General features: G+C 37.0%; 12 protein-coding genes. 2 read left to right on the top strand and 10 right to left on the bottom strand.

Annotation, left to right across the window (positions count from 1 at the left end):
• Nucleotides 1-29: 29 nt before the first annotated feature.
• From FCU45_RS00325 to FCU45_RS00315, 3 genes are read right to left on the bottom strand one after another with little or no spacing between them, the layout of a single operon-like run.
• Nucleotides 30-677 (bottom strand): protein-L-isoaspartate(D-aspartate) O-methyltransferase, encoded by a 648-nt coding sequence (locus FCU45_RS00325; RefSeq protein WP_188109158.1) that lies wholly within the window; start codon nucleotides 675-677, stop codon nucleotides 30-32.
• Nucleotides 661-1404 (bottom strand): carbon-nitrogen hydrolase family protein, encoded by a 744-nt coding sequence (locus tag FCU45_RS00320; RefSeq protein ID WP_246032204.1) that lies wholly within the window; start codon nucleotides 1402-1404, stop codon nucleotides 661-663. The genes FCU45_RS00325 and FCU45_RS00320 overlap by 17 nt, the downstream gene beginning before the upstream one ends.
• Nucleotides 1388-2410 carry a ribonucleotide-diphosphate reductase subunit beta gene (locus tag FCU45_RS00315; protein ID WP_137011140.1) on the bottom strand — a complete coding sequence of 341 codons (1023 nt, stop codon included), beginning with the start codon at nucleotides 2408-2410 and terminating at the stop codon, nucleotides 1388-1390. Before FCU45_RS00315 ends, FCU45_RS00320 begins: the two co-directional genes overlap by 17 nt.
• Before the next feature lie 194 nt (nucleotides 2411-2604).
• Here FCU45_RS00315 and FCU45_RS00310 point away from each other — a divergent pair, with 194 nt between their 5' ends.
• Nucleotides 2605-3492 (top strand): bifunctional methionine sulfoxide reductase B/A protein, encoded by an 888-nt coding sequence (locus FCU45_RS00310; RefSeq protein WP_223175801.1) that lies wholly within the window; start codon nucleotides 2605-2607, stop codon nucleotides 3490-3492.
• A gap of 17 nt (nucleotides 3493-3509) precedes the next feature.
• Here FCU45_RS00310 and FCU45_RS00305 read toward each other — a convergent pair whose 3' ends face one another.
• Nucleotides 3510-3776 carry a hypothetical protein gene (locus FCU45_RS00305; RefSeq protein WP_137011137.1) on the bottom strand — a complete coding sequence of 89 codons (267 nt, stop codon included), beginning with the start codon at nucleotides 3774-3776 and terminating at the stop codon, nucleotides 3510-3512.
• Between the two features lie 113 nt (nucleotides 3777-3889).
• Entirely contained in the window at nucleotides 3890-5692 is a 1803-nt protein-coding gene (typA, locus tag FCU45_RS00300) for a translational GTPase TypA (protein ID WP_137011135.1), read from the bottom strand.
• A gap of 145 nt (nucleotides 5693-5837) precedes the next feature.
• Between typA and FCU45_RS00295 the strand changes: the two genes are divergently transcribed.
• The gene (locus FCU45_RS00295; RefSeq protein WP_137011133.1) at nucleotides 5838-7073 is read left to right on the top strand and encodes a CCA tRNA nucleotidyltransferase; all 1236 of its coding nucleotides are present in this window, start codon (nucleotides 5838-5840) and stop codon (nucleotides 7071-7073) included.
• Here the strand turns inward: FCU45_RS00295 and queF are convergent.
• The 5 genes from queF to dnaA all read right to left on the bottom strand — a co-directional run bounded on the left by queF (nucleotide 7062) and on the right by dnaA (nucleotide 13942).
• The gene (gene queF, locus FCU45_RS00290; protein WP_137011131.1) at nucleotides 7062-7439 is read right to left on the bottom strand and encodes a preQ(1) synthase; all 378 of its coding nucleotides are present in this window, start codon (nucleotides 7437-7439) and stop codon (nucleotides 7062-7064) included. The genes FCU45_RS00295 and queF overlap by 12 nt on opposite strands.
• Nucleotide 7440: 1 nt before the next feature.
• On the bottom strand, nucleotides 7441-8856 hold the full coding sequence (locus tag FCU45_RS00285) for a bifunctional diguanylate cyclase/phosphodiesterase (RefSeq protein WP_246032203.1): 1416 nt from the start codon (nucleotides 8854-8856) through the stop codon (nucleotides 7441-7443).
• Between the two features lie 12 nt (nucleotides 8857-8868).
• Nucleotides 8869-11178: a DNA topoisomerase (ATP-hydrolyzing) subunit B gene (gene gyrB / locus FCU45_RS00280; protein WP_137011129.1), complete on the bottom strand. Its 2310-nt coding sequence runs from the start codon at nucleotides 11176-11178 to the stop codon at nucleotides 8869-8871.
• Nucleotides 11179-11399: 221 nt separating this feature from the next.
• The gene (gene dnaN / locus FCU45_RS00275; protein WP_137011127.1) at nucleotides 11400-12467 is read right to left on the bottom strand and encodes a DNA polymerase III subunit beta; all 1068 of its coding nucleotides are present in this window, start codon (nucleotides 12465-12467) and stop codon (nucleotides 11400-11402) included.
• 167 nt (nucleotides 12468-12634) lie between these two features.
• On the bottom strand, nucleotides 12635-13942 hold the full coding sequence (gene dnaA / locus FCU45_RS00270) for a chromosomal replication initiator protein DnaA (RefSeq protein WP_137011125.1): 1308 nt from the start codon (nucleotides 13940-13942) through the stop codon (nucleotides 12635-12637).
• Between the last annotated feature and the right edge of the window lie 123 nt (nucleotides 13943-14065).

Genomic DNA, 14065 nt, shown 5'->3' with positions numbered 1-14065 from the left:
CGTATTATTTTACAACAATAAGCTTAGAGTCACTTCTGAACTCCGTCTAAAATCGGAACAAAATCACACTCTTCGAGCTCCTCTTTTTTCAGAGAACCTCCACTCTTTTTAAAACGTGTTATTATCTGCTTTGAGCCGACCTGCATAGGAGCGATCAGAACTCCTCCCTCACCTAGCTGCTCAAAAAGCTTTTGCGGTATCTCTTTTGCGGTTGCCGAGAAAAGGATTCTGTCATAGGGAGCATACTGAGCCCAGCCGTTTTGTCCATCATCCAGACGTGTATGGATATTGCCAATGCCCAGTTTTCTAAAACGTGATTTTGCCTCAAGTATAAGCGGCTCTATTCTCTCGATCGTAAAAACACCGCGGAAAAGATGCGACAAAACTGCCGCTTGATAACCGCTTCCGCACCCTATCTCAAGAACTCTGTCCGCACCTTTTGGCTCTAAATACTCAGTCATCTTCGCAACCGTCAAAGGGGAGCTTATCCACTGTGCAGAGCCCATCGGCAGAGCATCAAGTTTGTAGGCATTGTGTCTAAATCCTGCCGGAACGAACTCCTCTCTGTTGGTTTTTGCAATGGCACTCTTTACACTCTCGCTCAGAGAGAACTTCTTGTGGCACTCCTCGGCCAGTTTTGCGGTCTTTGTTGCTGTTATTCTATCCAATGCCGACATCCATATATCTTCTCATCTTAATTATCTCGTTTTTATTGTACTTCAGCTCTAAGCAAGCCCTATTCTCATTTCTCTCATCTTCACCCTGAGGAGTTATTATGCCGCTCATTTTGGTACATTCGTCGTTTAACGAATCGCTTGCCACCACATAACACTGGTTTATAACAGCCAGTGCCTGAGTTATGATCTTAAAATGCTCTGTTCTTAAAACTCCCCACCATGAAGGAGCCGCTATAACGTCACACCCCTCAAGCTTCTGCCAAAGCTCTTTAAAACGTAGCTCAAAGCAGATCAGGATGCCTATCTTTATACCCTCGATCTCAATGATATTGATCTCATCTGCACTTCCCTCCGACATATATTTATGCTCATCTCCAAAACGAAACAGCTTGACCTTTGCTCTCTCATAGACTATTTCGCCGTTATGAAATATCTTGGCAAAGTTAAAGATCTCTTTGTCTCTTCTCTCTAGCATTGTAAGGATTATTATCTTATCCTCCGACGCTTTTTTAAGCTCTGCGTCTGCTCTGTGTGAAAACTCTACCGCTTCATCGTAATTTTCGTAGTCAAAGCCCGTTAAACAGACTTCAGGAGCGACAATAAGGGATCTATTTTCTCTTTCGTTTACCAGATCTAAAAGTTTTTGCAGATTGGCTTCGTAGTTTTTTGTGGTTTCAAAAAGAAGCGAGCAGAGCTTATACCCGCTCTGCTTAGAAGTCGTCGTCAAAGCTTAAGCTTCCTTTTGAGTAGTTGGCGACCGTTCCCTCAAAAAAGTTTGTCTTCTGGTCATTGAACTTTGAGAAGTCATCAACCCATTTTATAGGATTTGAGACATTGTAAAGTTTTGGAAATCCTACGCTTGAGAGTCTGTCATCCGCCAAATACTTGATGTACTGCTCTATGATCGCGTCTGTTAGACCCAGTACCTGTCCGCCGGTAATATATTTTCCCCAGTCGGATTCGAGTCTGACCGCCTCTTTAAACATCTCTACTACTTCGCTTTTTAACTGCTCTGTAAAAAGATCAGGTCTCTCTTTTCTAAGTGAATTTATAAGGTTTTGAAAAAGGACAAGGTGAGTCACTTCATCTCTTTGGATAAATCTTATCATCTGTGCGGAACCAAGCATCTTTCCGCTTCTTGCAAGCGTATAGATGTATGCAAAACCGCTGTAGAAATAGATCCCTTCTAAGATCTGGTTCGCAAAACACGCTTTTACAAAGTTGTGTTCTGTCGGATTTTTTGAGAGCTCATCATAAACTGCAGCTATTGCGTCATTCTTGCTCTTTAGCATCATATCGCGGCGCCAAAGATCATATATCTCTTTGGAGTTTACAGAGATGCTGTCAACCATTACGGCGTAGCTTTGTGAGTGAAGCGCCTCTTCATAAGCCTGACGAACCAAGATAAGGTTTATCTCCGGAGATGTTACATAGGGATTTATATTGTCCATAATATTGTTTGTTTGAAGAGAATCCATAAAAATGAGTTGTGAAAGAGCTTTATCGTAAGCAGCTTTTTCCACATCGGTTATCTGCTTATAGTCGCTAACGTCACGCGTCATATCAACCTCTTTTGGGAACCATGTATTGTTTAACATCATCTCCCAAAGATTGTATGCCCACTGGTACTTGATATCGTTTAGTTCAAATATGCCGGTTGGATTGCCGCCGAATATTCTTCTATCATTTGCACTTTCATTTGATTCAGGATTATATATCTTTTTTCTGTTCATCTCTTCTCCTAAAATTTAAGTTTATGATTATATCTTTATGAATATTTCGTTTTCATAAAACTAACTTTATAAATCAATATAGTTAAAATAGACTATTTTTTAATATAACTTTACCCCCTATAATTGTGTTAAATAAGTAAAATAAGGAGTAGTGTGTGAAAATTTTTATATTTTTCATGCTTATAATTACAACAATGAATGCATCTGATTTTAAACCATGGACAAAAAAGATAGAACAGCTGAGCGATGAGGAGAAAAACGTACTGATTCACAAAGGTACAGAGAGACCTTTTGTCGGCAAATATACGAATGAAAAGTCAAGAGGTATCTACACCTGCAAGGTTTGTGACGCTCCGCTTTACGATTCAAGCACGAAGTTTGATTCAGGCAGCGGATGGCCAAGTTTTGACGATGCTATAGAGGGCGCCATCAAGAGAATTCCCGATGCTGATGGCAGAAGAGTAGAGATCGTCTGCGCCAACTGCGGAGCGCATCTGGGTCACGTTTTTGAAGGCGAAGGCTTTACGGCAAAAAATACAAGACACTGCGTGAACTCAATATCTCTTAACCTTGTAAAAAAACCGGATGCCAAAGATAACAACCTCTCTTATGCATACTTTGCAGGTGGATGTTTTTGGGGAGTCGAGTACTATTTGCAAAAACTTGATGGCGTAAAAGAGGTTATCTCAGGATTTATGGGCGGGCATGTAAAAAACCCAAGCTATTATGAAGTAGTCCGTACAGATACAGGGCATCTTGAGACCGTAGAGGTAGTTTATGACAGCAGTGTGATCTCATACGAAGAGATTGCCAAAACATTTTTTGAGATTCACGACCCTACACAGACAAACGGGCAGGGTCCTGATATCGGCGAGCAGTATCTCTCTGCAATATTTGTAAGCAGCGATGAAGAGAGAAAAACAGTCGAGTCTCTTATTGAAAAACTTGAAGCCAAAGGATACAGAGTTGCCACAAAAATACTCGATAGATCAGAGTTTTATGCGGCAGATGAGTCTCATCAGGACTACTATGACAAGAAGGGGAGCAAGCCTTACTGTCATGGCTATGTGAAAAGATTTTAGCGCTTTAAAAAGCAGCTCTAATCTTTTACTACCTTTTTTATTATCTTATCCTCATTATACCCCTCTGCTCCGCGGGATTTACTAAAGTCCCGTGCAGACTTATCTAAAGACTCCAACACTTCATCTTTGTATTTTGTGGCGCTATTGCCTGTCTCATGTGAATATATTATATAAACACCCACTGCCAATACAAGCAACATCAACTTAAAACTATTTCCACGATACAGAGCAAAGGCCATTATAGCAACTACAATAAGGGATACTAGATATAGAGTTCCTTCCATTGTCTATCCTTTTGAAGCATTATGTTTAATTTTTATGAAAAATAGTATAGCAGAATTACGATTATTTGAGAGAGAAACCTCACACATAAAGTTAATGTGTGAGTATGTAGAAATTACTTACGTGAGTATCTTTTTCTTTCGTTTTCAGTTAAGTACTTTTTACGAATACGGATACTTTTAGGTGTTACTTCCAAAAGCTCATCATCCTCTATCCACTCTAGAGCGCGCTCTAGCGACATATCACGCGGCGGAATAAGTTTGATCGCTTCATCTGCTCCTGATGAACGGACATTTGATTGCGCTTTTCCTTTAATAGGGTTTACAACCAGATCGTTTGAGCGAGAGTGTTCACCGATGATCATACCCTCATATACTTTTGTTTGTGGCCCGATAAAAAGAACCCCGCGATCTTGAATGTTAAATAGTGAATATGCAAGAGTTTCGCCGTTCTCCATAGAGATAAGCGCACCGTAACTTCTTGATTCAACACTTCCGCTAAACGGACGGAACTCTAAGAAAGAGTGGTTCATAACACCCTCTCCTTTAGTATCTGTCAAGAACTGTCCTCTAAAACCGATAAGCGCACGGGCAGGGATCTCAAACTCTATTCTTTGGAAACCCTGTCCCATTGGAACCATAGACTTCATCTCAGCTTTTCTTTTTCCAAGACGCTCGATTATTGTACCGCCGAACTCTTCAGGAAGATCTATTACAAGGTGCTCGAACGGTTCACATTTTATACCTTCGATCTCTTTAACGATAACTTCCGGACGAGATACACCAAACTCAAAATTTTCACGTCTCATATTTTCTGCAAGAACAGTGATTTGAAGCTCACCGCGCCCTGAAACTTTAAATTTACCCTCGCCTACAACTTCAAGCTTCATAGCAACGTTTGTCGTCATCTCAGCTTCAAGTCTGTCTTTTAGCTTGTTTGAAGTTACGTGCTTTCCTTCCTGTCCTGCAAGAGGAGAGTCATTTACTGAAAATACAACCGTCAAAGTAGGCTCTTCAATGTGCATTGGATCAAGAGGCATAGGATTAGCCGGATCACATACAGTATCGCCGACATCAACAGTCTCTAAACCTGCAAATGCAACTATATCACCCGCTTCAGCTTCTTGGATCTCCATACGGTTAAGTCCGTGAAAGCCTATTAGCTTTGAGATACGTCCTTTTACAAGCTCACCGTCAGCTTTTGCAAGCATAACGTTGTCACCTTTTCTGATAACACCGTTAAATATACGTGAAATACCTATTTTACCTACGTAGTTATCGTAGTCAAGAGTAAATACCTGTGCTTGAGTGTGATTTTCTCTGTCACCCTCAGGTTCAGGGATCTGAGATAAGATAGTCTCAAATATACACTCAAAGTTTCCGTCAGGATCTGCCATATCAAGCTTAGCAATTCCATCACGTGCCGCTGCGTATATAATAGGAAAGTCAAGCTGATCTTCAGTTGCATCCATAGCCGCAAAAAGGTCAAACATCTCATCTACAACACGCTCTGGATCAGCAGAAGGTTTGTCTATTTTGTTAATAACGACAATCGGTTTTTTACCGAGTGCAAGCATCTTTTTAACAACGAATTTCGTTTGAGGCATAACACCCTCATACGCATCAACAAGTACCAAAACACCGTCAACCATCTTTAAAACACGCTCAACTTCTCCACCAAAATCGGCGTGGCCCGGAGTATCTATGATGTTGATCTTATAATCTTTATAGCGAATAGCCGTATTTTTTGAAAGAATAGTAATACCGCGTTCTCTCTCCAAATCATTGCTATCCATAGCACGCTCATCATGATGCTCATGTGAGCCGAATGTTCCTGATTGTTCTAACAATCCGTCAACAAGTGTAGTTTTTCCATGGTCAACATGGGCGATTACTGCAATATTTCTAATCTTTTGCACAAGGCTTCCTTCTTTGGTTTCTTAAAAATATATGAAACCAAGATAAAAATTTTCGCGATTATACCTAAAATAATGTTATATCTACGTAAAAGTAGTGTTATAATACATTCAAAAGCAAGAAAAGCTACTAATTTTTAGGATTTGTATGATCGATTACCCGAGTAAACTAGATACTATATTTGATAAATTAAAGAGTCACGGTATTAGACCTATTATTGTAGGTGGGTATATAAGAGACTACCTTGTTGATATTGAGTCAAAAGATATAGATATTGAGCTCTATGGCATCTCATCTTTTACAGAGTTGCAAAATATACTAAAAGAGTTCGGCAGCGTAAATGTAGTTGGGGAAAGTTTTGGGGTTTGCAAACTATATTTTGAGGAGTATGATCTTGATTTCTCATTTCCAAGAAGTGATAACAAAGTAAAATCAGGGCATCGTGGGTTTGAGATAACTATAGATACGACACTTGATTTTAAAACTGCAACATCAAGAAGAGATTTTACGATGAACTCTGTGGGTTATGATGTTGTAGAGAAAAAGATATTGGACCCCTTTGGCGGTCTTGATGATTTTAAGAACAAAACACTTAAAGCCGTAAATTTGGAGAGTTTTGGAGAGGATCCTCTTAGAGTTTTAAGAGCTGTTCAATTTGCTACAAGATTTGAACTGAAAATAGAGAATGATCTTTTTTCTTTGTGTAAAGATATGGTTACAAATGGACTCTTAGACGAACTTGCAAAAGAGAGAATTTTTGAGGAGATCAAAAAGCTCCTTCTTTATGCAAAAAAACCATCACGCGGATTTGAGCTCTTAAGAGAGTTCGGAAGTGATCTATATACTCAAAATATCTCTGTGATAGATGAAATCGCAAAAGAGCGGACAGCTAACAAACAGACAAACATCGTTTTAATGTTAGCGGCTCTCTGTTATGATTTTTCTCAAAAAGAGGCGCAGGATTTTATAGAAAAACTAACAGATGAGAGAGAGATTTTAAATAGATCTCTTCTGTTAATTGAAAAACATAATGAGATAGATAATATTTACGAAAAAGGTTTAAATGATTACCGATTGTACAAGCTTGCCGCTGAAGTAAATATTGAGGAGCTTCTAATTTTGAGTAGTTCTATCTACTTTTCAAAAAGTGGCTCTAAAATTTACAAGGCAGGCGAAGAGGTAAAAAAAAGGGCTAAAGAGTTAAATATACTCAATAAAAAGCTTCCCGCACTTTTGGCGGGAAAAGATATTTTAGAGTTTGGACTTAAGCCCTCACCCATATTTTCGGAGATTTTAAACAGCGCCTACGAAGCTCAGATGCGTGGTGAATTTAAGAGTCATAAAGATGCTCTTAATTGGTTAAAAAACTACCTAAAGTCTTGAACTGTCAATCTCTATAACGGTGTGAACATTTCCTCTAGGATTGTAATCAGCCACTATTTTCATATATTTTGGCTTTAATTTTCTCTCCAAAACGCTATATATCTCATTTGCGCTGTTCTCATGTGAAATATGTCTCTCTCTAAACGAGTTTATATATAGTTTAATGGCCTTTAACTCGACAACCCACTCATCAGGCGTATACTCCAAATATATTGTCGCATAGTCCGGATATCCGCTTCTTGGACAAAGACAAGAGAACTCCGGAAGCGTCATCTTTATAAGATAGTCTCTTTTGTGCTCATTTGGCCATATTTCCAGATCTTTCTCTACATCAAACTCATTAACTATTTTTTCACCATACTTCATATTAACTCCTGTCATTTTCATTTTTATCTAAAGGCGCAATATATCTGCCCTGCATATAATCAATTTTCAACTCTTTTGCCAGATCCAAACTGCTCTGGCTCTCGATCATCTTTACCCATGTCTTAACACCCTTTTCATGTGCCATAACACTAAAACCGCTTATAATATTTTTATACTCTTTCTCTTCGCTCTCTTTCGTATAGTATGGATCTATTCTTACAATATCAATATCCAGATCACGCAGATATAAAAAGCTTGTATGCAGAGAACCGAGTCTATCTACGGCAACAAGAACCCCTAAACTTCTAAGTTGCTGCAATATAGCGTTAAATTTCTCTATCCTTGGATAGTACTCACTCTCTTCAAATATCAATATAATTCTATTTTTCACACACTCGTTTTTTTCAAAAATCTCTTTTATCTTTGTTAAGACCGTATAATTTCTAAGAGAAGTAGGAGAGATATGAATGGCAAACTTACCTTTATCTGACCTCTTGCACATCTTGAGTGTTTTTTCCAAAACAATAAGATCATAATCACCCATCAATCTCAGTTTATCCAAAATTTTCATATAATTTTTTTGATGGATTATCGTCCCGTCTTCTCTCTTTAGCTTAACAAAACACTCTTTAAAGAGTTCACTATCATTTTCAAAAACACTCTGTGTATAGATCAATAGATCTTCTCTTTTAATTGCATTTATAACACCGTATTCAAGTTCATTCGGATTTACATCATCGGTACTTTCCAGTGCTGATTTGGAGTCTCTGTTCTTAATCTGCAACTCAAAAAGATTCTCTATCAAATAATCAATATCTCTTGAAAATTTTGTATCATTTATAGCTCCAGATATCTGCACTTCAATATCATCGATCTTAAAATCTTCACTCTTTAGACACATCAACTCTATAATGGTTTTATATCTGCTCTTATCACCGCTTAGTCCGATAACAAAATCGCCCCCTTTAATGCGCCCTATTGGGAAGTTGTATATGTCTTTTGATTTTAAATACACGGCTATCCACTCAAGTGTTTTAAATAGTATGTTATCACCGTTCTTAATGCCGTAACGGCTGTTTATCTCATAAAGATTATCAACACTTAAAAGCACGAGCGTATACTCTTTAGAGTCTCTGATCTCATTTTTTAGATACTTGTACATATACTCTCTTGTAAAAGCTTTTGAGACACTCTCTGTTATTTTGGTGTCAAACCCTTTATATATAAGATAAAAGATAAAATAGATGCTAAATACTAAAATAAGGATTGATTCAATGTAAAACGAGGTGCTGATCGTATCTTTACTTGTAATAAAAGTGTGAATAACTAAAGCGAAGACGAGAGCAAAAATAGGAAGCACCATTCTAAGAGCTAACTTAAAGCGGTACTCTCTCTCTTTGATCTCTGGAAGTAGCATATATATTAAATATTAAACATCTAGATGTTTAACGTCTTTTGCATGTGTTTGAATATAGTTACGACGAGGCTCAACTTCATCACCCATAAATAGAGTAAAGGTATCGCTTGCAAGTTCTGCATCTTCGATTGTTACCTGAAGTAAAACTCTATTTTCAGGAGTCATAGTAGTCTCCCAGAGCTGTTCCGGATTCATCTCTCCCAGACCTTTATAACGTTGAATATACGCGCCTTTTTTTGCATAGTCGATAATATTGTTTAAGATTTTTAAAACATCATCTTTAAAATCTAGATTCCAATCTTTTATCTTTTCATAGATATAACTTGCTTCACTAAAGTGAGGAGCTCCAAAGAGCTCATCGTTTATAAGCAGCTCTTCCATTCCGCCTTTTGTCTGTACAAAAATATGAATTGAATCTTCAGTAATAGTTTTAGTAAGAATATTGTTTCCGTTTATAGTTAAAAACTCTTCTACTTTCTCATACATACTTTTTATATCAAGCCCGATAATATCAGGATTTTCTATGAAATGGCGTATAAGACCTACAAGTGCATATCTTCTCTCTAGAGCTTCAAGTGAGCCTCTATAGTGGTCAACCATTCTAAAGTAAGAAACTAGATCGTTGTGTCCTACATTCTCGATCTCTAAAGACTCTATGCCGTTATCAATTAAGAAGTCATTCATCTGGCGATCATCTTTAAAGTAGATCTCTTTTTTGCCTTTTTTGTAGCGGTAAAGAGGCGGCTGAGCCAAATATAGATACCCGTTCTCGATCACGGCACGGAAATGACGGAAGAAAAATGTAAGAAGCAGAGTCTGAATATGTGAACCGTCAACATCGGCATCGGTCATAATAATGATCTTGTGGTAACGAAGTTTTTCTTCATTATACTCATCACCGATACCACAACCCATTGCAGTGATCATATTTGTGATCTCTTCAGACTTTAAAATTTTGTCAAGTCTTGCTTTTTCAACATTTAAGATCTTACCTTTAAGAGGAAGGATAGCTTGAAATACTCTATCACGACCCATCTTTGCAGAGCCGCCTGCAGAGTCGCCCTCCACCAGATAAAGTTCACAGATAGAAGCATCTTTGCTTTGACAATCTGCAAGTTTTCCGGGAAGTGTTCCTACGCTCATAGAATCTTTTCTACGTGTTAATTCTCTCGCTTTTTTTGCAGCTTCACGACCACGCGCAGCCATTAATGATTTAGCAACGATCGCTTTTGCTTCTATTGGATTCTCTTCAAAATATTTACTTAAAAGTTCATATGTTGCTTTTTGAACTAACGGTCTTACATAAGTATTTCCTAGTTTACCCTTTGTCTGTCCCTCAAACTGTGGTTCAGGAACACGAGCTGAAACGATGGCAATAAGACCTTCACCTGTATCTTCACCGCTTATTTTTATATCTTTCTCTTTTGCTGCACCGTTTTGTGAGTTATAGTTTGATATTGCACGTGTCAGAGCTGCACGAAATCCTGCTTCATGAGTACCACCGTTTGGAGTACGGATATTATTTACAAAAGAGTAGACCTTCTCTTCATAAGAGTCGTTGTACATAAGAGCTATATCAAACTCTATATCTTCTATTTTTGAGCTGAATTCAAAAACTTTAGCAACTTCCTGTTTTTTATTCAGATCTGTAACATATTGAGCAATACCGCCCTCAAAATGATATGTTTGTGAAACATTGGTTCTTTCATCACTGAAATTGATAGTTATAAATGGGTTAAGATATGCAAGTTCTTTAAATCTTCTAGCTAAATATTCAAACTCAAAAGTTACTGTTTCGGTAAATATACTAGGATCCGGAGCAAACTCTATCGTAGTTCCTGTTTTACGGGTTTTACCTATAATGCTAAGAGCTTCTTGAGGTATACCTTTTTTGAAATCCTGCTCGTGGATCTCTCCATTTCTGTAAATAGTCATTTTAAGTTCTGAAGATAGAGCATTTACAACAGATACACCGACACCGTGAAGACCGCCTGAGACTTTATATGTATCTTTGTCAAATTTACCGCCGGCATGAAGAACGGTTAGTACAACAGTCGCTGCGCTCATTCCCTCAGTAGGGTGCATATCCGTAGGAATACCGCGCCCATTATCCGAAACCATACAGGTACCCTTTTTTGTAAGAGTAACGTTTATGGTATCACAATGTCCTGCCATCGCCTCATCAATAGAGTTGTCAATAACTTCATAAACTAAATGATGCAAACCTCTATGACCGGTATCGCCAATATACATACCGGGTCGTTTACGAACTGCTTCTAATCCTTTTAGGACTTTAATATTACTAGCGCCGTAATTTTCCATTTAAAACTCCATTATAACTTTGTTACATAATTGGAGATATTTTATCTAATTTATTCTAAAAGAAAGTTTTATACTATCTGATGTTACGCACTAAAACGAACGCGTCCGTTATAGTGGCAGGGACAAATCTCCCTACAACCCCCTGAAGCTACAAAAAAACTTGTTTTTTTGAGAACTATAAAGTATTTTTATGCATTTTTTGTAAAGGTGTATTAAATCAGTTAAATAACTATAGGCATTACGACAGTTTTAAAATTGCCTTCACTTAAAACAAAAGGAAGATTGCTCTCATTTAAACCTATGTTAAACTCTGAGCTGTTTATGCTATTTAAAAAATCTAAAAGATGTTTGCTGTTGATAGCAATGACAAAAGGTGATGAGAAGCCTGTTTCATAATCAATTTCTGTTTTTGCTTCTATGTTGTCATCACTTAGTGATTCAAACGTTATTGTATTGTTTAAGAAGGTTATTTTTACATCTGAAGAGATCGTAGTTATCTGTTTTATTGACTCTATCATAATAGCTTTTGGAAGAGTTAGTGTTTTTGATATCTCTTTTGGAATAATTCTTGAGTATTCAGGAAATTTTCCGTTTATAAGTTTGGTAAAAAAAGTGTACTGCTCAGAGTGAATAATAAGACTTGTATCATCATAATAGAGCTCTAAATTATCAAAAAATAGTTTTTGGATCTCTACTATCGCTTTTTTAGGAATTATTATAGATAACTCATTGCTGTTTTGGTTCTCGATGTTTACAACTGCCAATCTTCTTGTATCTGTAGATGCAAAGTTGATCCCACTCTCTTTTATGTCGATAAGTGCACCGTTTAGTTCAAATTTAGGACTGTTGCTATCGATTGATGGAGTTATTTTTTTAAGAGAATCTATAAGTGAATGAGAATTTATCAAGATACGCGGTTTTCCCTCATAAGCAGGAAAAGACGGAAATTCACTATGCGAGAAAGTAGGCAGTTTAAAGTTAGAGTGTGATTGTGAAATATAGAGCGTGTCACTTTTAAGTTCTAAATTTATATCACCATCTTTTAAGATTCTTACAATATCTAAAAGTTTTTTACCGTTTGCGGTAACTGTACCGTTTCCAATAATATTTACTTTGTCTGTAGATACAAAAAGACCTATCTCGTAATCTGTAGCTTTAACATTTAGTTTTGAGTTTGAAACATCTATTAATACGTGAGATGTAATCTGTGAAGCATCTTTTTTTTCTAGAAATGGTTGAACATGAACCAAGATATTTTCAATGATAGATTTTTGTACTGTTATCTTCATCTGAATCCCTATTTATTATATAAAATTATAGTATTAGTAGTAGGAGGTAGTGATAATGTGAATATTATCAAATAACTCCTATTTCAAGAGCTTTTTAGATGTGACGAACCTACAACGCTTCTTTCACATCTATTCACTTAAGTAATTATATCTTTTTTTTAACTTTTTTAAGAAGATGAAGTTATTTTATTGGTCAATTCTTCTATTTTAACCTTGAAATCTTCATCATTTTGGATTAGTTCGTTTATTTTTTTCAGTGTGTGGCTGATCGCCGTATGATCTTTCATTCCAAAGTATTGAGCAAGCTGCGGCATGGTGTTTTGAGTTAGATCACGGCAGAGATATATTGCAATTCTTCTGGCATATACCAGATTTTTGCTTCTTCCTTTTGAGCGTATTTCACTTGGTTTTATATTAAGATCTTTAGCAACGCTTTGTGTAATGATGTCCAGTGTAAGATTTGCACGATTCTCTTGGAGCTGATCTTTTAGCACGTTTTTTGTAAAAGGGAGATCTATATCTACATGCATGAGCTGTGAATAGGCATGCAGTTTTGATAAGATACCCTCTATTTCGCGAACATTGCTCTCAATAACGGTTGCTATGTAGTTTATGATATCTTTAGAGAGAACAACTTTGTTTATCTTACACTTGTTCTCTATAATCGCTATTTTTGTCTCAAGTTCCGGCGGTTGAATATCTGCAACAAGACCGTGTTCAAATCTGCTTTGAAGTCTCTTCTCAAGTCCCGCTATCTTTTTAGGGTGCTTATCTGCTGTTAGAATGATCTGTTTTCCAACCCCTTTTAGTGCTTCAAATGTGTGAAAAAACTCCTCTTGAATTCCCTCTTTATTGCTTAAGAATTGTATATCGTCAATTAGAAGAACATCGCATTTGCGGTACTTCTCTTGAAATCTCTCCATAGTCTTATTTCTGACATGACGTATAAAATCATTTAAAAACTGCTCAACGGTAGTGTAGATAACTATTTTTCCCTGATTTTGAAAAACATTTCCCGCCGCCTGCATCAGGTGAGTCTTTCCTAAACCTACCCCTCCGTGAATAAATAGAGGATTGTAAAGAACGCCAGCCTTCTCACTTACGCTCTTTACCGCCGCGTAGGCGAACTGGTTGGAGCCTCCGACCATAAAATTTTCAAAAGTGTGTGAAGGATTTAAAAGAGAGTGTTGATGTTTCTGCTCTTTTTTTGGTTCACTCTTTTTAGATTCTAGCTGGTTTTTAAGTAAGATCTTGACATTTACATTAGATGAGTCATGGACTTCGAACAGATGTCTTATTTTTGCGCTGTACTTGTTTTTTATCCAGTTTAGTACCAGAGAGTTTGGAGCGTAAAAAATAGCTGTATCGCTTGTAGATTTTTTTACGTCGTAGATAAGATGCTTTATATATCTGTTATATTCAATTTCCGGTATCTCATCTTTTAGCAGAAGCAAAATCTTTTGGCCTATATTCACAACTTATCCTCTAGTCTCTATTATATTTGTGAATAATAGCGATAGTTCCCATAAATAGAGTTAAAATTATGTGAATAACAAATTTGTGAATATGTGAATAGATTAAAATAGTTGCTATATAAT

This window comes from Sulfurimonas crateris, from assembly GCF_005217605.1.
Classification (GTDB): domain Bacteria; phylum Campylobacterota; class Campylobacteria; order Campylobacterales; family Sulfurimonadaceae; genus Sulfurimonas; species Sulfurimonas crateris.
This window is presented reverse-complemented; position numbering and strand designations above follow the sequence as displayed.

Excerpts from the sequence above, each read along its gene's own strand:
- FCU45_RS00285 (WP_246032203.1), bottom strand. The coding sequence starts at position 8,856 with ATGCTACTTCCAGAGATCAAAGAGAGAGAGTACCGCTTTAAGTTAGCT.
- gyrB (WP_137011129.1), bottom strand. The coding sequence starts at position 11,178 with ATGGAAAATTACGGCGCTAGTAATATTAAAGTCCTAAAAGGATTAGAA.
- dnaN (WP_137011127.1), bottom strand. The coding sequence starts at position 12,467 with ATGAAGATAACAGTACAAAAATCTATCATTGAAAATATCTTGGTTCAT.
- FCU45_RS00305 (WP_137011137.1), bottom strand. The coding sequence starts at position 3,776 with ATGGAAGGAACTCTATATCTAGTATCCCTTATTGTAGTTGCTATAATG.
- FCU45_RS00325 (WP_188109158.1), bottom strand. The coding sequence starts at position 677 with ATGTCGGCATTGGATAGAATAACAGCAACAAAGACCGCAAAACTGGCC.
- FCU45_RS00310 (WP_223175801.1), top strand. The coding sequence starts at position 2,605 with ATGAATGCATCTGATTTTAAACCATGGACAAAAAAGATAGAACAGCTG.
- FCU45_RS00315 (WP_137011140.1), bottom strand. The coding sequence starts at position 2,410 with ATGAACAGAAAAAAGATATATAATCCTGAATCAAATGAAAGTGCAAAT.
- queF (WP_137011131.1), bottom strand. The coding sequence starts at position 7,439 with ATGAAGTATGGTGAAAAAATAGTTAATGAGTTTGATGTAGAGAAAGAT.
- FCU45_RS00295 (WP_137011133.1), top strand. The coding sequence starts at position 5,838 with ATGATCGATTACCCGAGTAAACTAGATACTATATTTGATAAATTAAAG.